Source organism: Marinobacter sp. V34, assembly GCF_055524115.1.
Genome location: NZ_JBUPZY010000011.1, coordinates 89,517 through 114,578 on the forward strand (window position 1 = coordinate 89,517; position 25,062 = coordinate 114,578).

At 49.4% G+C, this 25,062-nt stretch carries 24 protein-coding genes and 2 pseudogenes; 16 read left to right on the forward strand and 10 right to left on the reverse strand.

Annotation, left to right across the window (positions count from 1 at the left end):
- Positions 1–139: 139 nt before the first annotated feature.
- Genes AC0B60_RS17155 through AC0B60_RS17175 form a run of 5 tightly spaced genes read left to right on the forward strand, consistent with a single transcriptional unit; the run spans position 140 to position 3,147 of the window.
- Positions 140–739 carry a hypothetical protein gene (locus tag AC0B60_RS17155; protein ID WP_083231803.1) on the forward strand — a complete coding sequence of 200 codons (600 nt, stop codon included), beginning with the start codon at positions 140–142 and terminating at the stop codon, positions 737–739.
- A 25-nt stretch (positions 740–764) separates the two neighbouring features.
- Entirely contained in the window at positions 765–1,160 is a 396-nt protein-coding gene (locus AC0B60_RS17160) for a hypothetical protein (protein ID WP_069183729.1), read from the forward strand.
- A gap of 1 nt (position 1,161) precedes the next feature.
- Positions 1,162–2,352: a DUF1173 family protein gene (locus tag AC0B60_RS17165; RefSeq protein ID WP_465087143.1), complete on the forward strand. Its 1,191-nt coding sequence runs from the start codon at positions 1,162–1,164 to the stop codon at positions 2,350–2,352.
- A 13-nt stretch (positions 2,353–2,365) separates the two neighbouring features.
- The gene (locus AC0B60_RS17170; RefSeq protein WP_465087144.1) at positions 2,366–2,866 is read left to right on the forward strand and encodes a hypothetical protein; all 501 of its coding nucleotides are present in this window, start codon (positions 2,366–2,368) and stop codon (positions 2,864–2,866) included.
- Positions 2,867–2,892: 26 nt separating this feature from the next.
- Complete coding sequence (locus AC0B60_RS17175) at positions 2,893–3,147, forward strand: carbon storage regulator (RefSeq protein WP_342632581.1); 255 nt, start codon at positions 2,893–2,895, stop codon at positions 3,145–3,147.
- Positions 3,148–3,251: 104 nt separating this feature from the next.
- Here the strand turns inward: AC0B60_RS17175 and AC0B60_RS17180 are convergent, their stop codons facing one another.
- Genes AC0B60_RS17180 through AC0B60_RS17190 form a run of 3 tightly spaced genes read right to left on the reverse strand, consistent with a single transcriptional unit; the run spans position 3,252 to position 5,299 of the window.
- On the reverse strand, positions 3,252–4,427 hold the full coding sequence (locus tag AC0B60_RS17180; protein WP_342632580.1) for a tyrosine-type recombinase/integrase: 1,176 nt from the start codon (positions 4,425–4,427) through the stop codon (positions 3,252–3,254).
- Positions 4,405–4,920 (reverse strand): hypothetical protein, encoded by a 516-nt coding sequence (locus AC0B60_RS17185; RefSeq protein ID WP_465087145.1) that lies wholly within the window; start codon positions 4,918–4,920, stop codon positions 4,405–4,407. Before AC0B60_RS17185 ends, AC0B60_RS17180 begins: the two co-directional genes overlap by 23 nt.
- Entirely contained in the window at positions 4,913–5,299 is a 387-nt protein-coding gene (locus AC0B60_RS17190; RefSeq protein ID WP_465087146.1) for a DUF4262 domain-containing protein, read from the reverse strand. The genes AC0B60_RS17185 and AC0B60_RS17190 overlap by 8 nt, the downstream gene beginning before the upstream one ends.
- A gap of 482 nt (positions 5,300–5,781) precedes the next feature.
- Here AC0B60_RS17190 and AC0B60_RS17195 point away from each other — a divergent pair, with 482 nt between their 5' ends.
- Complete coding sequence (locus tag AC0B60_RS17195) at positions 5,782–6,879, forward strand: DNA-binding protein (RefSeq protein ID WP_465087147.1); 1,098 nt, start codon at positions 5,782–5,784, stop codon at positions 6,877–6,879.
- 56 nt (positions 6,880–6,935) lie between these two features.
- Here AC0B60_RS17195 and AC0B60_RS17200 read toward each other — a convergent pair whose 3' ends face one another.
- Together AC0B60_RS17200 and mobH are read right to left on the reverse strand one after the other, a co-directional pair.
- Positions 6,936–7,517: a hypothetical protein gene (locus AC0B60_RS17200; protein ID WP_465087148.1), complete on the reverse strand. Its 582-nt coding sequence runs from the start codon at positions 7,515–7,517 to the stop codon at positions 6,936–6,938.
- Between the two features lie 281 nt (positions 7,518–7,798).
- Positions 7,799–9,682, reverse strand: coding sequence for a MobH family relaxase (gene mobH / locus AC0B60_RS17205; RefSeq protein WP_465087149.1), 1,884 nt, complete (start codon positions 9,680–9,682; stop codon positions 7,799–7,801).
- 108 nt (positions 9,683–9,790) lie between these two features.
- On the opposite strand from mobH, the gene AC0B60_RS17210 reads away from it, so the two are divergent.
- From AC0B60_RS17210 to istB, 3 genes are all read left to right on the forward strand, one after another.
- The gene (locus tag AC0B60_RS17210; protein ID WP_465087150.1) at positions 9,791–10,189 is read left to right on the forward strand and encodes a hypothetical protein; all 399 of its coding nucleotides are present in this window, start codon (positions 9,791–9,793) and stop codon (positions 10,187–10,189) included.
- Positions 10,190–10,463: 274 nt separating this feature from the next.
- Complete coding sequence (gene istA, locus AC0B60_RS17215) at positions 10,464–12,005, forward strand: IS21 family transposase (protein WP_465087151.1); 1,542 nt, start codon at positions 10,464–10,466, stop codon at positions 12,003–12,005.
- 11 nt (positions 12,006–12,016) lie between these two features.
- The gene (istB, locus tag AC0B60_RS17220; RefSeq protein WP_465087152.1) at positions 12,017–12,757 is read left to right on the forward strand and encodes an IS21-like element helper ATPase IstB; all 741 of its coding nucleotides are present in this window, start codon (positions 12,017–12,019) and stop codon (positions 12,755–12,757) included.
- A gap of 369 nt (positions 12,758–13,126) precedes the next feature.
- Here istB and AC0B60_RS17225 read toward each other — a convergent pair.
- From AC0B60_RS17225 to AC0B60_RS17235, 3 genes and pseudogenes are all read right to left on the reverse strand, one after another.
- Positions 13,127–13,330: pseudogene (locus tag AC0B60_RS17225) on the reverse strand (integrase core domain-containing protein); the annotation flags it as partial.
- Between the two features lie 12 nt (positions 13,331–13,342).
- Positions 13,343–14,401 carry an IS110 family RNA-guided transposase gene (locus tag AC0B60_RS17230; RefSeq protein WP_417522024.1) on the reverse strand — a complete coding sequence of 353 codons (1,059 nt, stop codon included), beginning with the start codon at positions 14,399–14,401 and terminating at the stop codon, positions 13,343–13,345.
- A gap of 212 nt (positions 14,402–14,613) precedes the next feature.
- Positions 14,614–15,572: pseudogene (locus tag AC0B60_RS17235) on the reverse strand (IS3 family transposase); the annotation flags it as partial.
- 14 nt (positions 15,573–15,586) lie between these two features.
- On the opposite strand from AC0B60_RS17235, the gene AC0B60_RS17240 reads away from it, so the two are divergent.
- Positions 15,587–16,015, forward strand: a complete 429-nt coding sequence (locus AC0B60_RS17240) for a hypothetical protein (protein ID WP_465087153.1) — start codon at positions 15,587–15,589, stop codon at positions 16,013–16,015.
- Positions 16,016–16,027: 12 nt separating this feature from the next.
- Positions 16,028–16,660, forward strand: a complete 633-nt coding sequence (locus AC0B60_RS17245; protein WP_465087154.1) for a hypothetical protein — start codon at positions 16,028–16,030, stop codon at positions 16,658–16,660.
- 1,087 nt (positions 16,661–17,747) lie between these two features.
- Here the strand turns inward: AC0B60_RS17245 and repC are convergent.
- Entirely contained in the window at positions 17,748–18,851 is a 1,104-nt protein-coding gene (repC, locus tag AC0B60_RS17250) for a replication protein C, IncQ-type (RefSeq protein WP_465087155.1), read from the reverse strand.
- 240 nt (positions 18,852–19,091) lie between these two features.
- Here repC and AC0B60_RS17255 point away from each other — a divergent pair, with 240 nt between their 5' ends.
- Entirely contained in the window at positions 19,092–20,471 is a 1,380-nt protein-coding gene (locus tag AC0B60_RS17255) for an AAA family ATPase (protein ID WP_227514524.1), read from the forward strand.
- 10 nt (positions 20,472–20,481) lie between these two features.
- Entirely contained in the window at positions 20,482–21,603 is a 1,122-nt protein-coding gene (locus AC0B60_RS17260; protein ID WP_465087156.1) for a ParB/RepB/Spo0J family partition protein, read from the forward strand.
- A gap of 355 nt (positions 21,604–21,958) precedes the next feature.
- Here AC0B60_RS17260 and AC0B60_RS17265 read toward each other — a convergent pair whose 3' ends face one another.
- The gene (locus AC0B60_RS17265) at positions 21,959–22,516 is read right to left on the reverse strand and encodes a transcriptional regulator (protein ID WP_465087157.1); all 558 of its coding nucleotides are present in this window, start codon (positions 22,514–22,516) and stop codon (positions 21,959–21,961) included.
- Positions 22,517–22,862: 346 nt separating this feature from the next.
- Between AC0B60_RS17265 and AC0B60_RS17270 the strand changes: the two genes are divergently transcribed.
- The 3 genes from AC0B60_RS17270 (at position 22,863) to AC0B60_RS17280 (ending at position 24,901) form a co-directional block, all read left to right on the forward strand.
- Positions 22,863–23,495, forward strand: coding sequence for an STY4526/YPO1902 family pathogenicity island replication protein (locus AC0B60_RS17270; protein WP_465087158.1), 633 nt, complete (start codon positions 22,863–22,865; stop codon positions 23,493–23,495).
- Positions 23,496–23,505: 10 nt separating this feature from the next.
- On the forward strand, positions 23,506–24,309 hold the full coding sequence (locus tag AC0B60_RS17275) for a PFL_4669 family integrating conjugative element protein (RefSeq protein WP_465087159.1): 804 nt from the start codon (positions 23,506–23,508) through the stop codon (positions 24,307–24,309).
- A 223-nt stretch (positions 24,310–24,532) separates the two neighbouring features.
- Positions 24,533–24,901: a hypothetical protein gene (locus AC0B60_RS17280; protein ID WP_465087160.1), complete on the forward strand. Its 369-nt coding sequence runs from the start codon at positions 24,533–24,535 to the stop codon at positions 24,899–24,901.
- Positions 24,902–25,062: the final 161 nt, after the last annotated feature.

Here is a 25,062-nt window from a genome sequence, read left to right on the forward strand (position 1 = left end):
GCTGGTTTCTCGCACCAGCGGCGGCACAATCGATGTCAGCTTCATGGGCGGTCGCAAACAGGTTTCCTGTCCTCTGGCTTCACGCCGTCTGCCCTGATCCTGGTGTGCAAACACAGTTACGATCTTGTGGAGAAACCTCGTGAAATTAAAGTGCCTTGCTCTGTCACTGGGATTGGCAGCGACCTTAACTGGCTGCTCAACAACTGAGCACGTATTAATTGGCGGTAAATGCGTCACCTGCATCAATAACCCTCTGACGGGTGAACCCCTGAACCACGACGGGTCGATTCCAGGCAGCACCTACAAACCGTCTGATCAGGCGACTGCTAAATCCGACTCTTCAGAATCGGCTGCTTCGTCTTCCGGCAGAAAGACCTTTACTGAATCCACGACCTCTTTTTCTGCACCAGTAAACGTCGATGTGGCGTTTATCAGAATCAAAAAGGAATACGAGTACCATTCCGAGCAGGAAATCCGCCAGGAATGGGGATCATTGGCCGAAACGAAAATGAAGACCTTTGCCTGGGCCTACGACTCAGAGCCATCTGTTTACTACCGCATGCGGGCCCACCGGCAGCATGGCGATGCGCTTTATGTCATTGATCACAACATAACAAAGCAAACTGCTGATACCAGTGAGATAACAATAACCGTGTGGGTGAACGATCAGTCACCAATCTCACCGGCCGACGTGGCGGAAAGCCTCGCCGGGCGCACCAAAACCGCATTGAAGATCTGACAGGCAAAGGAAGAGGCCTCACGCAATGATTAGACTGCTTTTTGGTTTCATTCTTGGTGTGGTGGCCTCGTATTTCACCTTCCCGATGTTTTACTCCACACCGGGCCCCTTGCCTAAGTTCAGCCTGGAGAACCTGTTATCAGAAGAACAGACGTTGAGCTCCAACACGATCAACCCCAACCCGCCCGCGCATTTCCAACAGATCAAAGCCGATGCATTGGCTGAAAAGATCAGCGTGGCGCGTTCTCTGGCTCAACTGAATCCGCCGCAGTCTGCAACAACTCCAGAAGTTTTGAATGTTATCTACAGTGCGGCTCGCAAGGATCCTGTCGTAAACAGCCTGTTTCTTGATAGAGCCAGTAATGGGCTAACCAATCAAGAAGCGCTGATCATTCTGTCCGCATACGGGAAGCGAGGCTGATATGGCACAGGTGGCATTCATCCTGAACGACCAGCTGGTGCCGACGGACCATCCCGAGCGACAAGCGCTTCTTGCCTCTGCCTATCGCACACGGACCAGGCCTCTTTGTGGTTGCAAAGATCCGGGACTTCCCCTCTATGTGTCCAAGGTGGACGATGGCTCTTTCTTGGTGAAGCGGATGCCGTTTACCGGGCCACAACACGATCCGAAATGTGACTGTTACGAGATTCCACCCGAGCTATCGGGCCGCGGCGCACTGGGTCAGAAAGCAATTGAAGAAGATCAGGATGGCGGCATTACCAAGCTTCGGCTGGACTTCAGTTTGAGCAAGCGCGGAACAGCCCCAATCGCCTCGCCAATAAAGGGCCAATCTACCCAGGCGCCAACTACGAAATCCGACCCGGCTAAATTATCAGTACGATCGCTTTTGCACCTTCTCTATGAGGACGCCGGGTTGAACCGCTGGTCTCCCCGAATGGCGGGTAAGAGAAATTGGTTTGTGGTTCGCAAATATCTGCTCGAGGCCGCCGAAGGGAAAATTTCGGGCCGGAAGGCTATCGTCGATTCCCTGCTCATTCCTGAGCCGTTTTCAGTGGAGCATAAAGACGACATCCTTCGCCGGCGAGCACGATTTTTTTCTGATCTCAAGGCCACTGCCAACAACCAGCCCATGGGTTTGATGATAGGTGAGGTAAAAGCGTTCGAACCAGCCCGGTTTGGACATCGGATGATCATCAAACACATGCCGGACGTCCCCATTTACCTTGCCGACGACATTTACCGGCGCATGGGAAAAAACTACGGGACCGAATTGGCGTTCTTTGCTGAGGATGCCCAAATCCACTTGCTTTGCATCACCACATTCACCCGATCCGCTACAGGCAACCTTCAAGCTGACACACTGTCCTTGATGGCGGTCGATGCTCAGTGGCTGCCTTTCGAAAACCGTGAAGAGTTGGACCTGGTTGAGAAGTACCGCGCAACGGGCCGCTACTTCACCAAATGCCTTCGCTACAACCTTAAAAGCACCGAAGTCCTTGCGTCGATCCTTCTCACCGACACAGAGACCCCGACGGCGGTCTATCTGTACCCAGACGTCTGCGACCCGGCCTATCAAGAGAAGCTGGACTGGGTTCTCACAAACAGCGAGTTGCCCTACGAGCTTATCAATTCAAACGCATCCAGCGCATGAGTGAACCTTCCTGATGACCGTTTTAAATCAACAACAGACCAATGACTTGTTTTGCGACATCGAGAGTCGCTTGCTCGGCGCCAGCTCAGTGATACTGGAGTATTTGAACAACCTCAAGCCCGCATGCTCGGAACTGGGCCAGATTGAGTGGCGCTACCGGCTTTCCGGATTCCTCGAAGGTCTTAGCCTGACCGGCCACATAGATAGCCTTTATCTTGAAAGCCTTGCCAGCATGCTTTTTGCCCGTGACGTAAAAAGCCGCGAGGTGCGGCCTGGTCGGGCCCATGCGTTCAGCATCGACATCATTACTGACCAATCCAAGGTTTACCGCTTTGATGTTCCTTCAACTAATCCACTGGATGCTTACGCGCAGCTCACAAAGAGAACAGCCTATAACTCAATACCTGGTATAGAGGCCATCGAAGTCTATGCCGGATTCAGGAAAGACAGAGTTAAGGAAGCTCAACCTTTACGAGTCTTCGCCAAGAGCGAACTCATTTACAGTAACCGCTGATTCATCTCACAAGGACGTCATTCGCCATGGCACTGACATTAGAAAGGATGCTGTTCGAGAGCATCATTATCAACGACAACATCAAAATCACCGTTACGCGACTGGACAGTTCAAGGGTAAAGCTTTCAATTGATGCCCCGCCCGAGGTTGCGATCAATAGGGAAGAAGTTTTCAACAGAATCACCGACCAAAAGCGGCAACTAGAACAGCCGGCCGCACAGCGCTCCATCGTCAGAAGGCTGTTATCCAGAAAACAGGTCGGCAAGGTCTTTCAAGACTGACCGCCTGGCAAATGAGTGGCCGATCATTCTGGCCAAGCTTGAAGCGACCATTAACACCGTGGATCTATGGATGTAGAACTGGGCCCCCTCTGCATAAATAATGATTAGGACCCGTCAGATTCGTCTTTCCGTCCTTTTGCTAGCTTTGCCTTGGTCAGGGCAGTCGGCGAGCTATGTCTGGCGTCCAGGTATCTCAAGGCTGTTCGTGGATCACGCCAACCGATCCATTCCATTATATCCTTTTGATTTCCATCCTCTTGGTCCATCCAGTTTGCCAATCCCCGACGCATAGAGTGGCTGGTGTATCGATCGTGAGCGGCCTGGGTATCAACTGTGAACAACTTCTCTATCAGAGTATTCATCGAATTTGCGTTGATATTTTTTGTCCATACGTTGCCCCAACGATCTACTTTTGAGAACAACGGCAAAAGCCCATCCGTACTTCGCTCGTCACTGACCCCTTGAAATCGGTCCTCCTTCCATTGCCGGATCGCATAAATCGGGCAGAGATGTTTAGTCGGGTACGCTTCAAAAAGCTTTTTTTGCCCTCTTCCTTCTCTGTCGGTCTTGGACCTTCGAATGGTAACTCGCATCCAAGGTGGGTCTTCATCCCAGAACATTTCCACATCCTTGATACGCAAATTAACCAATTCGGACGCGCGCAATCCGAACCAGAAAGCCGTCAGCAAAAGAGCCCGGTTTCGAGAGAATTTGAGCATTGATTGCCGGTCATCATGTTCCAATGCGATCTGTCGGTTTCGACGCAGCTTTTCCTCTGCGTTCTTTAAAATCCTCATGGGTAGGGCATTCGCCTGTTCCTGAGGTTCACCACAAGACACTCTAATGGACCGCATGGTTGCCCGCACGGCATCTGAATTGTTTGGATTATCCCCAAAAGTGCGCTTGTGCCAGCTCCCGAATAGACTGCGTCGCTGTTCCAGCGTGGCGATCGAAAAACCCTTGAGGTTTTTATTTCTCCGCTTGTCCAGCACCGCGCTTTCCGGGCTTTCTTCATCGGAGGGCCTTCTGGCGTATTCATTGAGATAAAAAGACAGGTCAGTTGGCGTGCAGGGCAGAGGACCGTTCCAAACCTCAACGTAGTGCCGGACAGCCTGCGCAGTGGCTTTTTTCGTATTCTTCGATTCAGCCGACTGGATAAGCTCCAGAAGCGCTACTTGCGCTTCAACCGGATACTGAGCAAGAACCTTCGAATCGAAAGCCTCGGCATATGTTGGGCGAGGTTGTGTCGTCAGCTTTTTACTGGTCACTTTCTTTTCCACACTTTTTTCTCACGATCGCTTCTATTCGGTGCCTCGGCAGCACCAGACTCTCAGCTTCTAACTGATATAGATCCCGCAAACCCGACTTAGAAGACAGGTCCATGATGGCAAGTATGTGTCGCCGCAGTTCGGCTTTCACGCTTCCAAGGGAAAGCTCAGCATTCAACGAAGTTGCAGCAATCGCCTCGCTCTGCAGGATGTGCGTTTTGTCCACATACACTTTTGGATCTGCAATTACCTCAAAGGAGAGATTTAGAAGCTCCCAAGGCAGCGATTCCGCCGGAATTTCTATAGAAACTTTCTCCGGCGCCCAGGGGAACACATGAATAGTGTTGATATCTATGTCCACCACGTACACCGTTGCAAGCCCTATGTCTCTCCAGCTTTCTTCAACAAAAATAAAACCGTTTTGGCTGTTAAAAGCGATGATTTCCCGGAGACGCTCTCTGGCCTCTTTCGCAGATTGAAAATCCACTAATCGCTCTTCAGTCACGAGGAACTCCCGGCACCAATACTTTCACTGCAGAAATCTTCCAATGCCCATAGTGGGTTCTCGCATCAAACAACCGCGTCTTAACCTGATCAACCGAAAGTGACTCAAAACCTGGCTTTGGAGTGACCACAGCGACCTCGTCCCATGACTTAGCCGGGGTGTCCCGCCGTTCAGCCGCGAGAAACAAAAGCCTCAACAGTTCATCACTTTGCTCGCGCGGCATCTTTTCGACCAGTAGTTCTGGCAATCCTATATCTGAGCACCCCACCGTGTAGGCGTAGCCTGGTACATGCCGAACATGGATACCATGATTTTCAATCGCATCCGCCACTGCGTTCTTATGGGCCGCGATTCCATTCTCAAATTTTCCCAGAGCCATCAGTACATCTCCAATCAGTCATTTACGAACACAGTACACTGGAAATCATGGCCGCCAAGGTCTGGTTGCTTTTTAACCAAATAATGCAGGCTATTTTTTTTCGAAAACATTGCGGATTGGTGTCTTCAGACCCCATCACTATACTGGCTGGGCCTGATACTTCCTCCAAGCCTGGTGTGAAGAAATTGGCCCCGCACGAGCAGACCGTTGAGATTACTCCTGGTCGAGCCTGACGATCTTATTTGCATTTCTTCAGTCTTACCCTCCAGAAAGCCTCAAAAACGCCCTTCCCCACCATTATATACTCATAAGATGGGATAATGCCTATTATCGCGCTTTTGTTCTTCCTCGTTTTCTTTTGTGTTTCTTTTGTTTCGTTAGCGTATAATCAATAAAATGAAACTCAGAAACTGACCAAGACAGCTCGCCGTCCGCGCTTAGTTGTCTAAGTTATTGTTTTTAATAGATAGGAAGGTGCACGTATGGGTAGGCCAGCCAGTATCAGCGAAGCAGACATCATCAGAGCCGTTGAGGAGCTGCAGGAAAGCCGGAAACCAGTAAACCCATACCAGGTCCGCCAAATTCTTGGTAAGGGCTCCACCGCAAAGATTGCTCACTACCTTCACGGGCTGAACATCGACTCCACCTACGAAGACTCAGACTTCCAGGCAGCTATTGACCTGAACGCTGAGCGATCGGAGTACCTGGCAAAGCTCGTGCGGCCATTGATTTTTCAGCTGGAGGAAGAACAGCAGTCATCGATTAATGAAGCGAAAGCCAAGTTCGAAACCCAACGGCAAGAACTCGAAGAGCTGGCCAGAGGCCTTGAAGAAAAGCTATCCGGTAAACAGTCAGAGGTTGAGACGCTGGAGACCAAACTGGCGAACCTGGAGAGCGAGAGAGACAGTCTCAAGGTCGACAATCAGAAACTCAGAATTGCCGCGGCCGCTAACCACGAGAAGCAAATCGCGTTGCAGGAAAAAATTCATACTCAGGGCGAAGAAATAACTGAACGTAAAAAACAGCTCGAACAAGCCACTTCCGAGAAAGCGGCCCTCGAACACCGTCACGATCAGCAACTATCCCGTTTAAGAGACGAGTTTGACGAACTCAAGGAGGAATTTGCCAGCTACAGGAACAAGGCCGAAGATCAATTTGCTGAGCATAGAACCGAGAAGGCAAGACTTCTGGAGCAAGTGGAAGAGCAGCGTGACATTGCCAACCTGGAAGCAGTTGAGCGTCAGCGCCTTGAACAGGAGTTGTCTCACACCCGGGCGGGTGCAAAGAGCCTTCAGGAGTCTTTGTCCAATCAGAGCTCTATTATTGAGGACTTGGAGAGGCGTCTCACAGATTCAGAATCAACAGCCCAACGCGTTGCAGAGTCCCTCAGCGAATTAAAATCCTCTTTTGAGGATGTGCAGCGGTCGAAGCAGTCGTTAGAGAACGCGAATCAAAGCCTTGCCGCAGAGGTAGAGTTTTTAAAGGACATCTTGAGGAAATTCCAAAGCATCCGAGATGAAATGGATTGGGAGGGAACCAATACCCAGAGAAATGAGGACAATTCTAACGAATCGAAATAACGCCGTGCACGGAGACGGGTGAAGCGCGTCCGCCTTACGCAACTTGTATTAATCAACTAGGATTCGATGTCCGCATGCCTGGCGATTTGGTCACGAATTATTGCGCGGAGATAGTGCTGTGGCGCTGAGGTTTGTTTTGGGTCTGCAAAGTCCCGGGCAAAATCTGTTGTTGCTCCAAGTACAGATAGAATTTCCTCCTGGGTCAGGCTGTGCTGAAGACTACCATCCTCTTCGGAAATCAATCGCATAATTTGATAGAGCAGCTTGTTCTGCGTCTCTTTGCTCTCAAGCTCGAGAGTTTTCAGTTCTTCGCCACTGTTCGCTTCGGGCAGGTAAAACGGATAAATGCCACCGAGTTTCCACCAGGTCTTCAGGTGTTTCTCATCGCACGGAATCCTGTAGTTCTGTTTGAGGGCATCTACTATGAAGGCGATTTTCTTGATGGAAGGCGAATATAAAGAAAACCAACCACGGACGGTGCTGTAGCTTAGATCTCCGAAATTTTCCGGATCTTTATCTCGAAGGTATTGATAAAAACCCTGCATCTTTCCTCGCTGCTCTTTGAATCCAATCCGATCCAACAGATGGGATAGACGCGAGCCGGGAGAATCGAAGCTCTGAACTTCGTCCTGTTGCATAGCTACCATTTTTGCGACGCTGATCTCGCCGTCTCCGGCCAAGTGGAGTGAGTTAGATCGACAAACGTTTATTGTCTCTGGTTCCATCACTTGCAAGATACGCCGGAATATAACAAGCGTCCACGGCGGACACCACTTAACGATTGCCGTTCTATGTGGTCAGGAAGCAGCAGCAGCTCGTTGGACTCCATGTAAGTCGAAGAAAATTGTCATCTATTTTCCGTGAAAATAGCAGTTGGGACGTGGGGTATCAGGTTCTCAGCTTCGCTAAGCGGATGGGTTCAGAGATGAATTTTTATTGCTGGGTTGGCGTTGAAGTTGTTCAACGATGGGAAGCAGTCGCGGTTTAGCAGGTAAACGCGAAGCTCACTCCTTGACCGGACGCCCTCAACACTGACTGATACGATGTTCTTTCCGTTCATGCCTTTTTGGTGAATATCGAGGGCTTCAATTTCTTTCTGAAGCAGTGTGAAAACTCGTTTGTCCCCTGCCCTTCGCTCGTAGATCTGCTTTTTAAGGCGATTTTTATCAAGGAAATCATTGAAGATTGCTGGTGTCACAAGAGCAATGTGATTCTCAAGCACATGGACAGGCGCCTTGGGTTCATTCACGCGAATACGTTTGGTCGCAATGCCGCGAAGTAACCAGGAGATAAAGTCATTTTGACGGAGCACTTCTTCCTGGATCTGTCGGCGAGTTTTCCATTTGTCGGCAGCATCTTTCGATGTAAGCCCTATTTCTGGGACCAACTTGCCCTCATCATTATTGGTAGTACTTTTGGATTTCGGATCAACCGTTTCGTTCCGGGATTTTGTTACCTGCCCTTCCCTATTTCCATCTGGTTTGCAGGTTTTCGTGGGCTTTTTAGGGACGGTGGTTGGTTCAGGGCATGGCAGAGAGACAGCTGACTCCAAGCTTGTATCGGCGGCGACTTGCGATTCTATGGCCTCTTTTACCTGCGGCTGATCTTCAGCCAAAGGATTTCCCTTTCGGTCTATCGGAGTCACGGTGCCATCAAACAAATCCGGTTGTGACGTTGGCCAGATGATCTCATTTTTAAAGCACAGAAAGGTCAACTTTTGACGCCAGTTTTTAGCGGGGTCATCTATCTCTGCATACCAGACGCTATCACCTTCTGGTGTCGCCACGATGCATTCATGATCTTTGAGGATCCCAAAGATAGTCACGACTGATTTTGGTATACCACTGTGGCCCTCGTTGAGCAGCTGGGCCCGGACTGCTTCTATTGTTGCCTTCGAAACAACCCAGGTACACTTATCGGTGACCCAGAGTGCCGCGCCAGGCTTGTTTCGGATCAGGTCCCCATCGGCCACCAGTTTTCTTAACGAAACAACCAATTTTTCGTGCAAAGGTACTGCCAATGAGTGGTCCGCTTTCTTGCCTGTATTTGCTCCGAGATTCTTTGACACACTTGCGCCATCGGCTGTTCTCACAATTTCAGCTATTACGTGACCACCAAAGGTTGAATGCGACACTGTACTGAACAGTTGGGAGACCAGTTCCATATCTGAAAACAGCCATTTGGTCGCTTCCGGTGTCAGCAATCTCGGCAACAATGACATTCCTGACTTTTCGTGGAGCGTCTTTGCGAGGCGGGTATTTTCTATTTTCTTGCGAAATCGATATTGATATTCAACGCCAGCCGGCAGATTTCCATACCAAGGGAACCACTGTTGGAACGTCGAGTTAGGGGCTCTGTAAACAACCTCTAAATCGGTAACGATCTTGCCTAAATCATGAGCTAAAATCGCGATGAACGCTCCGAATCTCCAGCGATCTGCACCAGGACCAATGTTCTCAGGTTCAGCGTTTGGAGGCAGGATATATCCATGAGAAATTCTGACCCCTGCATGCAAAGCTTCCAGGGTGTGGTCAATCAAGCCACCCTGCTCCGAATGATGATGAATCTCGGACGCGGGCAGGTTCTGAGCTAGTTCTGCGAACTGTTGAATGGCATAAAGATAATGTCTGTTCCACACAACATCGGTTGCTGAAACTAATCGTTTGATCTTTGAGATCAATGATTGCCGGGATGGCGTGTTTAAAAGGTTTGCACCACTTAGAGCAACTGGGTGCATCGGTCTGAGAGTGGGCACTCCTGTGTCCCGGGTGGGCTCATTTTTTTTTAGAAATCTGCCAATCACGTCGGGCTCCTCAATCAAAGCCCAGACGATAGCTCAAAGGAATTGCCAACAGATTATTCAAAAGGTCAGTGCTCAGTGACCGTTTAAACACTGCGAAAAGGAGTTTGGTTGGACAAAATGCCAATAACTTCCACTTACCTTTTAAAGGCTAATCTACCGGTGACCGTTCAACAGCCAAAGCTTGTGCCATTTACTCTGCGCCTTAAAGAAGATGATCACACGCTGATGAAATTGCTTACGGCCATCGATGACACGATTGAATTTCAATACGAGTTGCTAGACGCCGCAGTTGCCTGGGCTCATGCAAATAGAATGACGTTGCATCCGGTTGCGGTACAAAAGGGTGGTGTCAAAAAATCATTCTATGTCTGCAACTCTGCATCATTGCTTGCTGACCTTGAACGATCCTGGAATTGCAATCCGACGCGTGCAGTCCATACCGCCCTATTCCACTATCTTCGTTATCAGTCTCAGGAACGAAATTTACTACCTGCCACTGCTGGGTAACCCCCCGTACTGAACGCCTCGTATTGTTTGCATATTCCGGCCCATCATGAACACCCATTCCGGGCGAACGTGAACACCTATTCTGGTTTAACGTGAACAGCTATTCCGGCTGAAGATGAACACTTTTCGATGATTTTCCGGAATCGGTGTTCACCATGCCGGAATCCGCGTTCACATTCCCGGAACCGGTGTTCACGTTAAACCGGAATCTTTCTTAACGCATTGTTTATTCAACCGTTTGCTACTCTGGTTCCTTTTTTTGGGGTCCGGAGTCATGGCAGCAAAGAGAATTCCAATGCGCAAAATCAGAGAAGTCCTTCGCCTGAGGCTGGAAGCCGGGCTTTCGATCCGGCAGATCAGCGCTGGCACCAAGACCAGTGTCGGAGCCATACAGAAGCTCCTTTCTCAGGCTAATGCCTTAGAGATTACTTGGCCGTTGCCGGAGGATCTGGACGATGGCCGCTTGGCGGCCATGTTCTATCCGGGCTCAGATCCCACCTCATCGTCACGTTATCAAGTGCCTGACTGGACAACGGTTTATCAGGAACTCAAGCGTAAAACTGTCACCAAGCAGTTGCTGTGGGAGGAGTACACTGCCCGGTACCCCAACCGGTGTTACAGCTACTCACAATACTGCGATCGCTACCGCCACTGGCTGAAGCAGCAAAAGCGCTCCATGCGCCAGACTCACAAGGCCGGTGAAAAATGCTTCATTGATTACTGTGGCCGCACGGTCCCCATCATCAACCCACAAACCGGCGAGATCCGCACGGCTCAAGTCTTTGTCGCCGTACTGGGTGCATCCAATTACACCTATGCAGAAGCCACCTGGACTCAGGAGTTGCAGAACTGGCTGTTGAGTCACGTGCGCACGTTTGAGTTTTTTGGAGGTTGTCCGGAGATGGTGGTACCGGACAATCTTCGCAGCGGTGTCAACAAAGCCTGTCGGTACGATCCGGACCTGAACCCCAGTTACCAGCAACTGGCGGCGCACTATCAGGTCGCGGTGATGCCAGCGCGGCCCTACAAGCCCAAAGACAAATCCAAGGCGGAAGTGGGCGTGCAGATCGTTGAGCGCTGGATACTGGCCCGGTTGCGTCACCACACCTTCTTCACTCTGGCAGATCTGAATCAGTGCATCCGATCACTGTTGGAAGACCTGAACAGCCGACCGTTCAAGCGTCTACCAGGCAGTCGTCAGGACGCCTTCAAGGCGTTGGACCAGCCTGCTCTGAGGGCGTTACCGAAACACCCCTATGAGTACGTGGACATCCGACGCTGCCGGGTCAATATCGATTACCACATCGAGTTCAGCCAACACCATTACTCGGTACCGCACCAGTATGTGGGGGAGCGAGTGGAGATCCATGCCAGTGAGCGTCTGGTGCAGGTCTACTTCCGGCAACGGCAGATCGCCAGCCATCCTCGCAGCCATCAATTCGGCATCACCACCGAGCCTGGACACATGCCTACACGCCACCTAAAACAACAACAGTGGACACCTGGGCGTCTCAAGAACTGGGCCCGTGACATCGGGCCAGACACCCTGATCTGGGTCAGTGATCGGTTGGATGAGCGGGAGCATCCGGAACAGGCCTACCGGGTCTGTCTCGGGCTGCTCAATCTGAGTAAGGCCTACCCCGGTTCACGCCTGAACGCCAGTTGCCGTATCGCCAACCGCGAAGGCCTGAACCGCCTGAAACACATCAAAGCCATTCTCCAGAGCAACCGCGACAAACTGCCGGAACAATTGCCCCTGCATACAGAGCTGCCCCAGCACCACGAGAACATCCGTGGCCCGAAAAGCTTCCACTAGGAGACACCACCATGAGTACGATCAAGACCCTGACAAAACTAAGAGACTTGAAACTGGGCGGCATGGCTGCCGCCCTGGAACATCAACAAAACCAGCCGGGTACTTATGACGAGCTGTCGTTCACTGAACGGCTGGAGCTGTTGCTCGACCGGGAGTGCCAGACCCGGGAGCACCGGAAACAGGATCGCCTGGTTCGCCAGGCTCGCTTCAAGCTCCGGGCTTCGGTTCAGGACATCGACTACCAGCACCGACGCAATCTCAAGAAGGCCCAAGTGGCGCAGTTGGCCCAGACCGACTGGCTGGAACGAGGACAGAACCTGCTGATCACCGGCCCCTGCGGCAGCGGCAAAACGTATCTGGGCTGTGCCATTGGCCATCAGGCCTGCCTGAACGGTCTCAGTGCCCGCTACTACCGAATCTCCCGATTAATGCTGGAGCTGACGCAGGCCAAAGCGGACGGTACTTACCAGAAAACTCTGAACCAGCTGAGCAAAATAAACCTGCTGATCCTGGATGACTGGGGGCTGGAAGCGCTGAGCCCGGCGCACCGAAATGATCTGATGGAAATCATGGATGACCGGCACGGCACCCAGTCGACCATGATCATCAGCCAATTGCCCACCGATCAGTGGTACGCCGCCATCGGTGACAACACCTTGGCCGATGCCATTCTGGATCGGCTGATGCACAACGCCCATCGCTGGGCCCTGAACGGAGAATCCATGAGAAAACGACTTCAGGAAATTGACTGAACGTGAACACCCGGGGTACAAACCTCGGTGGGTAATGCGTTAAGAGAAAAGGTGTTCACGTTCAGCCGGAATGAGTGTTCACGTTCGCCGGAATACGCAATTGTTTTTTTCTTCATCAAGAGCGGCCACATTTCACAGCTTTCCACCTGGCGACCTCTTAGGCTTTCTGTGATCAGTATTCACTTCGATCATTTACCAATAAATCTGAAAGGATTCTTATGCCCCATCTGAAACTACCGGCAATTGGCCTCATCAGCGTTTTTATTCTTGGTTGTTCAGCAGAAGTCGAACCAGGAAATTCTTCCACTGCCCAAACTTCATCGTCCTCTGAACCCACCGTTTCTTCAGATCAGAAGCACGGTGTAGTGGTCAACTAATCCCGGACAGTATTTTAAGTTTTTCTTCGGCGACCACAGGTGGCATGCCGTCATTGAATGTATGAGGGCGCTGCCGGTTGTAGTAGTCCATCAGGTAGTCACCAATATCCTTTCTTGCATCAGGAATCGAGCGGTATCCAAGTGATGGGATCCATTCGCTCTTCAGGCTCCGGAAGACCCGTTCCATCGGGGCATTGACGCTCCTATGTCAAGGAATAGCATTCATTGTCCCAAGGTCTCCCATGATTAACGGGTACAATTCTCGGGCAATGTATCGCTTGAGACACCTGTGAATTTCCTTCGTGCTCAGACCTTCATTGGTTCGCCGTTCGACGTAGACCCTGGTGCGAGGATCACTCCGCATTCGCACCATAGCGATGGTCCATAAAGCATTATTGGCAGCTCTACTACCACCTCGATTCAAGCGATGTCTTGTGGTTTTGCCAGATGACGCTGGCAGAGGGTTTGCACCACATAGTGATGCCAAGGCCGCTTCACTTTTCAGGCGATTCGGATTATCGCCAGCGACAGATAGAAGGGTTGCAGCGGTTTGGGGCCCAACTCCGAATCGACTCCGTAGCTGCTGAGCATGCTTCTGGGTCAAGGTTTCCAGTTGCTTGTCATAGTCTTTAAGTTCTTCTGTAAGCGCCAGCCATCGCTTTGCCAGCGATTTAAGGGTCGTTGACAGTGCCCTTAAAACCGCCGTGTCGCCCAGGCTTCTTACCGCCGCGCAAGCTTTGGCACAGTCGGTTGCTTTTATTCTCCAGAGCTTTTCACGAACATCCTGCGGAGCGCTAACGAGCATCGCTCGAATTTGATTGATTGTCTGCGTTTTCGCTTTCACGGCACTGCGCCTGGCAACCGAGACAATCCGCATTGCTTCACAGGCACCAGACTGCTGCTTCGGTATAGCTTGGGAAATGCCGGACAACACTGATCTGGCAGCGTTTTCGGCATCAATTGGATCAGACTTGCCGTTTAGCCGTCTTCGCGAACGATCGGGCCGGTTCACCTCTAAAACCGCTACTCCTTTATCACTCAAAAAGCGGCAAAGGGCTGATCCATATGTACCTGTGCCCTCAACACCAGCACGTTTTAGCGCACCAAAAGAAGACGCCCATTGGAATAATTGAAAGTAACCTGCTGTATTTGTAGAAACGGACTGGGTGCCAAGTAACTGACCAGACTGATTAATAACTGCGGCTACATGAATATCCCTGTGTGTATCTACACCAAGGATCGATTCTTGCTGCAATGCGTGCTTCATGGCTATGACTCCTCTGCGAGGCTCAATTACCAACCCCAGTCGCAGGACAGGACACTCACGGTGCAGTACAAAGCTCCTATTAGGTCACAGACGCTAGGCCCGGTAACTCTCGGGGAACACCAGTATTGGCCGACAGGTCAATGCAAAGGCAATTACGCCAATCCCAGCACGGGTCAGGCCAACACGATGTTCATAAGCATAGTAGATTGAGTGTCCCAGCAATTTCCCCGGCGACTCATGCTTTGCTCCATGCGGTAACGCCAAAGCCTCTGACGGAATAATCGACTGGCATACTGACTGCCTTGGTCGGAGTGGAATAGAACCCCAGTCGGTTTTCCTCGTTGCTCATACGCATGATCCAGTGCTTTTACCACCAACTCACCATCAGGCCGATCTGACAGCGCCCAGCCAACTACCCGGCGGGCATAGAGATCCAGAACAACCGCAAGATAGCTCCATCGCTGACCAGCCCACACATAGGTGATGTCACCGCACCACGCCTGATCTGGGTGGCTGACGCTGAACTCACGGTTCAGCCGGTTTGGAATGTCTGGCCTTTCCACAGTGGCCTGCTTGTAAGCGTGTGGGCCAGGTTGTTTGCAGATCAGTCCCAGCTCACTCATGAGGCGGCGAACCTTGAAGCGTCCGATCACAACGCCTTCTTCATTAAGCATGGTGGTGATCATACGGCTTCCCGCTGAGCTTCGGCTCTTGCGAAAGATCCTGTTCACATCGGCTCGCAGAACCACTCGCTTGGCATCCACTACGGACCGCCTGCGGCGATAGTCGTAATAGCTGGATCTCGATACTTCAAACGCTTTACAGACCATCTCAACCGGCTCCTGCTCACTCAACTGGTCTATCAGCGCGTACGATTCATCTCGTCCGACATCAAGAGAGCGGTAGCCTTTTTTAGTATCGATTTCTCCCGTTCCAGCCTCTCACAACGGGCTTCCAATTCTTGGATCCGCTGCTGCTCCGGGGTCATCGCTTTGGACTTGGGTGTAACACCACCACGTTCCTCGGAAAGCTGTTTTACCCATCGCCTGAGGGCGTTCTCACCGACATTCAAAGAGCGGCTGGCTTCGGCAACACTGTAGCCCTGGTCAAGCACCAGACAGGCAGCTTCCTGTTTGAACTCAGGCGTAAAAGATCGTCGTTTCCTGGTCATCAGACACCTCGCTTATGGTGGCGATATTACCACCTACGTTGGTGTCCGGAATCATTGAACCACTACACGGAGCCCCGATTACTGGAAAAATTCGGGGTGCTGAATTCAATCTTGATCAAGCAATCATGAGTGCAGGAACTTTGGAACTGCGCCAGGGAGAGGAATTCTTTCCTGATCTAGCTGTTGAGGTGGTTATTTTCGATGACACCCCTGGAGGGAAAACTTTCACTATGCCACCTGCCGGCCAGGGCATTTCTCCCCAGCTGCGGTTGAAGCAAAAGGCTGAGGATCAGAACGTTCCGGACACTGAGATGGTTCTTCAGGATTACCAATTAGAGCTGTCATTTGGTCAAAGCCAGGAACTCGGTTTGCCAGTCTCTATTCATCTTGTTGTTGACCAGTTTGAGACTTCGTTGGTTGGTGAAGGTTTTGCGACGTATTGAGACATTAAGGTAGTGGATGGTGCCTTAGACACGCATTATGAAAGTCTCGATACCCTAAAGATTCTTGCCAGGCGTCATGTAAGTGCGGGCTACCCTAACCTTCACGTTGTGAAGGATTTTGGGACCACGATCAATGTGCATGGTGAGTCTACTCCGTCCACTGGTTTTGTCGGTCTTGAGGCCCGTGATAGCAACGGGGAAATAGCGATCCTCAAATTGCAGTTTCGAAAGGACAGTTCTGGCTGGGAGATGATTAACCATTTGGACAGCGATCAAATCCACCAGGCTCATCAGATGATTACAGATATTGAAGGAGGTATTCGAACTGTCGAAGGAGTTAGAGCCCGCTTAGTTGCAGGTAAAGCTTTTGAGGCCGCCCTCAACGCTGAAGAGCTGATAAGCCAGGTACGTGGAACGTCCGTTGACTGCTACCTGACTGAATCTGCCGACAAGGCTAGTTGTGGAGGTGCAGCCAATCTTGTTGATGGAGACAGTTCTGAATGTTACCGGCGGTTCTATCTTTTAGAGAACACACCGTCTGGTTGGCAATTTCAAAGTGAGTTAGATCCTGGACAGAAGGTTGATTATAAAAGCGGTGAGATCGTTGAAGGTCGCATTCCTTCTAAATATAGTTGCTTGGCCTGACGTTTGTTTCCGAGCGCTGGGTTGAGGAATGGCGGTTGTTTTTATCTCAGGAGAAAAAATTGCAGCTTGTTGCGCGCTGGCGTTCTCGCCAGTGCATTTCTGCTCTAATGAAAAATTGTAGCAGGCAATTTCTGATTATTATTTTTAAAGACGGATTAAAAACGGGGTGATAACTGTAGGTTTCATGGCTAATTAGCTTTGAAACCTTTACTGGCAGGGATTGAGGTCTTGTGAGTAATCCGATTAACCACGCTCATACGGTCCGATTAACCAATCTGAAATAATCCCATAAACCGCATCCAAATAATCCCATAAACCACATATCCCCATCTAATCCACAGGATATTAACAAGTTATCCAAAGAAGTATCCACAGAATCAGTGTGTTATGACGACGTTATCCGATAAACCTCAGTAAAAATACAGCCCATTTCATTCTCTATCCCATTAACCTTAGGAAAAGATCCCACAAACCCCACTAATGTGAAATTCTCCAAAACACAGTATTGTTGACTGTGTCGGTGATTAGTAACCGCTTGCTCGCGCTAACGACTAGTGATTCAGTGTTCGTTCAAGTGCTCTGGCCTTTCTTGGCGTTCCCTGCCCTGCACCGCCCTGCCCTTCCCTCTTGGCCCGCTGGTGTTCCGCGTCCCAGCTGATCATTCACTAAAAAATGGCAAACTTTGGTGAACATAATTATTGGTGTGGTTTAAGGGATGTTTTGGAGTCTTTGGCGTATACGCTCAAGCAAATTTCACTTGGCTGTCGTGAAAAAAAGATTATAAAACAGTGCCATAAAGCTGTTTGTTGGATTTTTAGATGTTGCTGGATAGCAGTCTGACAGCTGCAACTCCCCTCTCCTTCTTTGCATCCCAAGATCGTAGCAAGACGTTGTATTTAGCTATTTCTCTGACGCTTTAGAGATCGAAGATCCTTTTGCTGTCCAAATATGTCAATTCTTTGTTCAAAAATGGCTTTTATTGATGATGTTTCCCGGGGAGCTGATAAAAATTGGTGTGGTTTGGGGGATTTTTTGGAGCGCAGAAAATTTTTTGGTGGGGTTTTAGGGATAAAATTCTGGCTAGACCTTAAAAAGGTATCTGTGATGACTTGCCTTCACTATTGTCATGCTCGTTGTCTTGCGATTGGCCTTCGTCTGACATCAATGCACGACCCTCAGCTTTAGCCGTGATTTGATTGAACACCTTCTGGGCAGCGGCTTGCTGCTTTGCAAACGAGTTGCTCGCATGCAATGTGAACAACCAATCGTAGATCTTCCCTTTATTTTTCTTAGGCTCCGCTTCGTACTTTTCTATGATGTCGCGCTCTACCAGCTCGTTGAGTGCTTCAATGATGATCTCCTTATCTTTAGCGAGCCGGTTTGCCGGATCCTTCCATGCGGCAATGAGCGTTGTAAGCAATATGTTGTATGGGCGACCTGGTCCGGCTTGAATCCAGCTGCAGCATAGCCGATCGTAAAACAAACGCGCGCGCTGACTCTGGAATTCAAAGAGTTTGCTGTATTTCGATCTGCGATATTTAGTGTTGGTGATGAGATCCGTAACGAGCGGATGAAAGCAGACGAACGCTTGGGCATCGCCTTTCTTCGGGGCGTCAGCAAAAAATAGAACTGGGAAAAAGTTGGCGTTGGCGAGTGTGCTTCCATCTTCCGATACGAAACTCAGCCCTGCTTTGGAGAGAATTTCGAGCCCTTCCCTGATCTCGACGTAGTTATAGCTCTTCCCTTGCCTCTCCAACTCCTGGTGAATTTCGTACAGGGAAAACTGGAGTCCGATTAGATGAAATTTTTTCTTTTTGTTTGGCAGCTGGGTCTCGTAGGTTTCAGCTCTTCTTTCCGTGGCGAGTTTTCGTAGTACATCTTCAATCGCTTGTTCACGAGTTCCGGGAAATGCGAAGACACTTTCTTTCTCACCATTCTTGCCGATGCGTTCAATGTTGGCGGCTGTGACTGTTGCTGTAATTTCGGCGTTACCGTGAATGATCTTTCGCTGGAATTTTGCATCTGCCGCTGACGTAACGCCTGTGAGGATTTTGCTCCGTCTGTCATAGATGTATTTCCCTATAACGTCATACAGCGACAGTGTATGAGTAAAATCCCTGTCGATAAGGGGGTCGAGACCAAACAGGTCAAGTGCCAGCTGGACGTCATTTTGAACCTTGTTAGCATTCATTGCCATTTTGTCCTTCCAATCATCCTGTTGGGATAGTCGCAACCTTTGTCTTTGGTATCGGCGCTATCTGTCGTTAGATGTTTCGTATCCAGCTGGCCAAAACTCGTCGCGTTTTCACCAATTGACCAAAAGTATCATCCTTTGAAATGAAAATAGCTTTTTCTGGTGCAATTGGTAACATTACCAGTGATTATCCTAGCAATCGTACCGTTGTCAACTGGCAAATTTGAAGGAATTATAATGTCTATCAACGATGATTCACGCTTTGACAAGTTAAAGGCGGCAATTTCTAAGATGCATAAAGTGGTCAAGCGCGGTTTTAGCGTTATGGACCAGATGCCCGAGCTTGTTAAGGACGCACAAAAAGATAAGTACGATCCCGAGTGGGTTGAAACCTCTGAGGTGGACTCCCGGATTCAGCAACGTCGATACGGCACTACTCAAGCAGCAGAGATGGTCGGCATCAGTGTAGGCACGTTGTATGCGGCTGAGCAAGACGGCCGACTTCCTCCCCCCGAGTATCGTACTGATACAGCAAAAAAGGTTCGGGCGGGCTACACCGTGAACCATATCAACCACATGCAGAGAGTGCTTGGCACGTCGCCATCGAAGCCTGAAAATTTGCCCGCGGCAATATGCGGGGTTCTAAATTTGAAAGGTGGCAGTCACAAAACCACAACTTGTCATCTGTTTTCACAATACCTGGCGATGCGTGGCTATAAGTGTCTGGTGCTTGACACTGATCCTCAAGGTTCGCTGTCTTTCTATTTTGGCAAACGCCCGGATTACGACATTAAGTATGAGAACACCTTTGCGCCATTTATTCTTGAGGATGATGCTGCCCTTCGGGATGTGGGGCATCCAAGGGGGGCCTCCAAGAACCTAAGATACGCTATCCAAAAAACATATTGGGACAACATTGATATTATTCCGTCGTGTTTGGAGAACCTGGCGATTGACCTGTTGCTTCCCCAGTTGATGGAAGCCAGTCGTAAGCCCAAAATTGAATTCATCGCCAAGCTAAGAGAAGGCTTACGTGAAGTCGGTAAAGATTATGACTTTATAATTATCGATGGTACGCCTTCGCTTAACATGACCACTTTGAATGTCGTCAGTGCCTGTGACGTCGTCTTTGTTCCAACCCCGGCCGCCTTGTTGGATTTCGCATCGACATTACAGTTTTCGAAGCTGATTTCGGACACTGCCCGTTCTTACATTGATATGGGTGTGGCACCTCACCTGCCTGATCTTCGTTACTTTATAACGAAGTTCAGTGGATCCTCTTATGCCCAATTCTTTGGCCAGATCATCCGAAAGGTATTTACCGTTGAGCGTGGTGATGTTTTGACTGCTGAAGCACACGCATCTGATGAAATTGGAAAAGCTAATGCATCCACATACTCGATTTACGAAAAAAACCCCTCAGATGCTGATAATCGGAAAAAGCTAAAATCTACTATTGAAATGTACGATCGACTTTTTGCAGAAATGCACGACGCTCTTACTGAGACGGTTTTTGGGGATGCGATGAGAGGCTCACACCTGGATAAGATCGATGAAATTGTTGCTAAGGCAGGTGAAGCAAGGAAAGAAATTCGTGACGCCGGACACGCGGAATAGGAGGTGAAAAATGGCTAACAAAGATAAATATGGTGCGTCAAAGCTATCTATTCTCGACGACGAATCTGAGACGGCAGATCCAGTCGATGAGAGTTACTTTGAGGGTTCAAGAAGTCCGGCATTGAATTCCTTTAGTAATGAGCCGGCCCGGAAGAAAACCTATACCGATGAACTTGAGGAGCAGGTTGCACATCTTGAAAGTGAGTACGAGTCAGTCAACGAGAAATTGAAGGCCGCTCTTGCTGGTGCGTCAACTACAGGTAGCTCAGTTGTTCTTGATATGCCGGTCAGCAAGGAGAATGTCAGCTTTGAACTTCAGGACATTGATCCTTCACTCATCGATGTCTCGCCTGAAAATGAGCGGAAGCAGGAATTTCTTGATGAGATTTCTTTGTCGGATATTTTACCGACAATTCGCTCTGGTGGTGGCAACCAGTACCCTGGGATGGTGCGTCCGAAAGCCAATGGACGGTTTGAGCTACTTTATGGGTCGCGACGCAGGGCCGCATGTCGTATCGCCGGCGTTAACTTCAAAACATTTGTAGGCGATGTTCCTAACGTAGATGTTAGAGCTTTGAGTCTGCTTGAAAATGACAGTAAGGATGTCTCTTTCTTTGAAAAGGCTCAGGCTTATGAGCGTTTGATTGAACTTGGTGAATACAGAAGCTGGAATGAACTGAGTAAGGCCAAAGGATTTTCTCAGTCGACTTCTTCACGTTACAAACTGCTTTGCGAACTTGAAGAGATCTTTGTTCGAATTCTCCCGGCGCCAAGTGATATGGCCCAGAGCTACGGCGAGATCATTTCGAAACTTAAGAAGAAAAATCCTGAGAAGCTTTTTGCCAGGGCGGAGGCACTTCTTGAGGATCGCAAAGAATCGCTGAAAGAGGGTCGCGAATTACTTAACTATGATCAGGTAGTTGCTGCTCTCAAAAGCGCGGTCAGGGCTCCATCAACACCCAGTTCGTCAATTCCGTCAAAAGTTTATGCAAGCAAAGATGGGAAAAGGGTTCTCAAGCGAACTGTTTCAGCTGACGGTGTTTGCAAGATTCAAATTGAGGGTCTTTCAGAATCTGATATCGAAGCCGCCGTCGAACTCCTTAATAAGAAATTTAAGATGAATGAATCATGATAATCTCCGGTTGATAGGAGAGGGCGGCATGCTGCTGCCCCTTTCTTATTAGCGGAGGTGGTGACTCGATCTTACCCGTGGCGGGTAACCTCTCAGAATTCAGACTTACCCGTGGCGGGTAACCTCCCAAAAACCAGACTTACCCGTGGCGGGTAACCTTCGAGAAATCAGACTTACCCGTGGCGGGTAACCCCTCAGAATCCAGGCTTACCCGTGGCGGGTAGCACCCACATAGATCAGTGATTCTGCTCAGGTAAATAGATACTTTGTTAGGGTGGAATTAGCGGTATCGGGATACGATAGATTAGAGTTCAGTCGCAGGGTATTAGGGTTGCTGGTTCCACATGCTGTGATCTTAAAAGTCATCAGAGGGTTTGTAGCCAAGCTTTTCACACAGGAAATCAAATTCATCCAGGCTAAAGAAATCGACAGTTATCGATCCTGATTTTTTCTTATGGTTGAAGCGGATCCTGGTCGGCTGGCCAGTATGGTCTGAGATGTCACTTTCAAGCTTTCGAATATCTGTCTCATTATCCAGCTTTTTGCCTCGGGCAATTTTTTCTAGTTGAGATACCGTTGTCTTGGTTTTAAGCAAAAGTTTTAACAAGTCTCGCCGCGTAGGGTAGGGCAGTGAAGCTATTGCCCGCATGTGCCCAAATGTGATGCTTAAAGGGTACTGGGCCCAAAGCTGGAACTCTTCTAGTGATAACGATTTGCCAACACGAATAAGGTGTGTGACAACATACTTTTTCCGAATTTTCAGAGCATCCCTAATATCAGCATTCGCATAGCCGTCTTCAACGAGATGCCGAACAACCCACGCCTTCATCAGATTGCTAGACCAGGAAGTAGGAGTTGCTTCGAAGAACTCTATCGCTTCAGTGGCATCAGTAAATATTGGGAGCCTTTCCACGCATTAACCTCAAGTATCTTGGTATGCAATGCCGTTGCCTGCGAAAGCGCATGGTTAATTGCTGAAAGTTATTCGTGCTCGAATTGTATCGTAGTCATATGACTACAGCATAAAGTATTGCGTCTGAAATTGCAGACAAAATAAATTTTTTTGCATTAATTACTGACTAAAAATTTGACAGACGGTTACATTTTGTAAATGATTGTCTGAAAATTCAGACAGCCAAAGTGTTAATGGACACGTGTGGACGCAGAACGGGCAGGGACTGTACGGACTGAGTTGTTCCGCAAAGAGGCGCCAAAGGCAGCCTCAGGCTATAAACCAGGTTCAGCAAGGAGAATAAGCTGTGTCAGCCTGCGAAAACTTCCGATATGAAAGCGCCCAATTCATCTCAGCACTGCTAGTAAAGACCTTAAGCAATGCCAGAGTCGGCTTTTTCGACTCCGTCGAAGACATTGGCTTGTCCATCGACTCCCTGAGAATCCTTGAATCCCTTAAACCTGACCAAATCACACGCGTCGCAGCGAATTACTGTGCAATGGGGAAATCGCTGGAGGATTGGTTTCCTATCAATGCAGCCAGGATTTCAAAGCTGCTCGAAGTAGAGGCTTCCGAGTCCGAACAGCATGCGATGATTGATGAGATGTTGATGCGTGGAGCGTGTCTTAATCTCATGAAGGAATTTTTCGGGTTGAGGACAACCCACGTCTCGACCAGAAAACGGATCTTGGGTATTCCAACTGTTCGTGGACGGTTGGTAGTTCCAACACATGAAGAACAATGCCGGATCTATGAAGAATGGCTGAATCTCATTGAGGTTACCGATATTCGTCGCCGCCTACTTGAGGTCGCCCGCCGCACGAACCTGCCTCTTTCGATGATCTATCGGGAAATCAAAGAAATTGAGCAGGTAATGAATCAGTCAAAAAACAACGGCTCGATGTCAGTTCAAACTCGTAACCTACAAGTCGCATTCTAAGGAGCAGAAAATGACTGATAAAACATCAAAAATGGCATCAATTGCTCCTACACAGGACATTGAGATCGAATTGGCAACACGACCTGCGCTAAGGCTTTGGCAAGGTCGGGAAAAAACTGAAAAGAAGCATGGCATTCTTGGGCTTCCTGGATTCTGTTCACGAGTACGTTCGCTCGAACAGGCAATACGAGAAGACGATCCCTACGCGGACTTCCACTTTGCTCAAATTGAAGAGGGCATTGAGCATTTGTCTGAGGATCTCGATGCTGAATTGGCTGATATCGAAGAGTTCATCAAGGAAAACGTCCCATCAGCGATGAGGCTTCCAAATGTGGCTTCGAAAAATCCTGTGGTAGTTCCAGTCCGTTTTGCTTCACGTCTCGGTTTTCAGCTTGTTTACCAGCTCTTAAAGGTGGATCAGATTGTTCTGAAGATTTTGCTGGCTAGTCACATCGGCCTTATTGAGACTAAAACCAAGTTTCAGACTTTGGCTCGAGTAGAGAAACGTGTCAGAGGAGTTCTGCACCTGGTTTACAAGTACCGACACACCGGGGTCAGCCGTGACGACATGGCGGCCAACAATCAGCGAGCTCAGAAAGCAAAAGAGCTTATGGGTGAATTGGAGCAGGGTTATTTGGAAGGCACAACTAGATCATCTAACGCACCATCCCTTCCACAAACGCGACTGAATACTCTGGGCGCCTATCTTACAAAATCAGAGAAAAAGACCGGTTCGTCAAATCAGGTGAACGCAGAGTTGGAATCCAAATTGGACAGTGTCCTCGCAAAAGCAGAGGCGGAAACAGAAGCCTGATTTCCCGGGTAGGGTTAGGCGACATCATTGGGTGCCCAAGGTGGCGCCCTTTTTTTGTTTCACGCATGGATCATAACCGGCCGAAACTTGGATCGAAACCAGCAGCAGTGCTGGATCAGAACCGATTATCAGTGCTTGGATCAGGAGAGGAATTTCGGTGACTATCCCTTTAAATATAAATTTACTAATACCTTTTAAGGATAATGAGGGCGCGAGGCGAAGCTTGTACCGCAAGGATATCGAACGATTTCGCGATCGGCTCGATGCCAGAGCGGTTGAACTCAGGGACGATTTGATTTCAAATTTCGGGAAGGATTTCGAGCTGACTATTGCTGGTAGATCGGATGGAACCACTACCAAATATTTCTGGCGATTTCGGTCATCCAAGCGAGACCGGAAATACGTTCGCCTTCATGCTAAGACCGTGACGGACTATCTCAAGGTATTCGATCCGAACCAGGTGCTACACCTCAAAGACATCGAAGAGGAATTGATCTACCTGAATGCAAACCTCCGACTCTTGAAAGGTTTTATTGATGCGATCGAGCAATCGGAATCAGAACTGGTCGATTTGAGGGCGGCAGAGTTCTAGTTGCGAAATACTCGGCGACCTGCAAGAATTCAAAAATCACCAAGCCCCCGGGCTCAGCTGCAAAGTTTTCCCCTTTGCTAATCTCTACTCTTCAATTCAGAAACTGTGAGCTGACCAGGTAAAGATTCCTCTTTGCCAACCTTGGACCGCGATCGCTATCC

Bases quoted from the DNA above. Each gene is read 5' to 3' on its own strand.
- AC0B60_RS17195 (WP_465087147.1), top strand. From the start codon at position 5,782: ATGGGTAGGCCAGCCAGTATCAGCGAAGCAGACATCATCAGAGCCGTT.
- AC0B60_RS17240 (WP_465087153.1), top strand. From the start codon at position 15,587: ATGGTGGCGATATTACCACCTACGTTGGTGTCCGGAATCATTGAACCA.
- istB (WP_465087152.1), top strand. From the start codon at position 12,017: ATGAGTACGATCAAGACCCTGACAAAACTAAGAGACTTGAAACTGGGC.
- AC0B60_RS17160 (WP_069183729.1), top strand. From the start codon at position 765: ATGATTAGACTGCTTTTTGGTTTCATTCTTGGTGTGGTGGCCTCGTAT.
- AC0B60_RS17230 (WP_417522024.1), bottom strand. From the start codon at position 14,401: ATGAAGCACGCATTGCAGCAAGAATCGATCCTTGGTGTAGATACACAC.
- AC0B60_RS17165 (WP_465087143.1), top strand. From the start codon at position 1,162: ATGGCACAGGTGGCATTCATCCTGAACGACCAGCTGGTGCCGACGGAC.
- istA (WP_465087151.1), top strand. From the start codon at position 10,464: ATGGCAGCAAAGAGAATTCCAATGCGCAAAATCAGAGAAGTCCTTCGC.
- AC0B60_RS17170 (WP_465087144.1), top strand. From the start codon at position 2,366: ATGACCGTTTTAAATCAACAACAGACCAATGACTTGTTTTGCGACATC.
- repC (WP_465087155.1), bottom strand. From the start codon at position 18,851: ATGAATGCTAACAAGGTTCAAAATGACGTCCAGCTGGCACTTGACCTG.
- AC0B60_RS17255 (WP_227514524.1), top strand. From the start codon at position 19,092: ATGTCTATCAACGATGATTCACGCTTTGACAAGTTAAAGGCGGCAATT.
- AC0B60_RS17200 (WP_465087148.1), bottom strand. From the start codon at position 7,517: ATGCAACAGGACGAAGTTCAGAGCTTCGATTCTCCCGGCTCGCGTCTA.
- AC0B60_RS17175 (WP_342632581.1), top strand. From the start codon at position 2,893: ATGGCACTGACATTAGAAAGGATGCTGTTCGAGAGCATCATTATCAAC.
- AC0B60_RS17275 (WP_465087159.1), top strand. From the start codon at position 23,506: ATGACTGATAAAACATCAAAAATGGCATCAATTGCTCCTACACAGGAC.
- AC0B60_RS17190 (WP_465087146.1), bottom strand. From the start codon at position 5,299: ATGGCTCTGGGAAAATTTGAGAATGGAATCGCGGCCCATAAGAACGCA.
- AC0B60_RS17260 (WP_465087156.1), top strand. From the start codon at position 20,482: ATGGCTAACAAAGATAAATATGGTGCGTCAAAGCTATCTATTCTCGAC.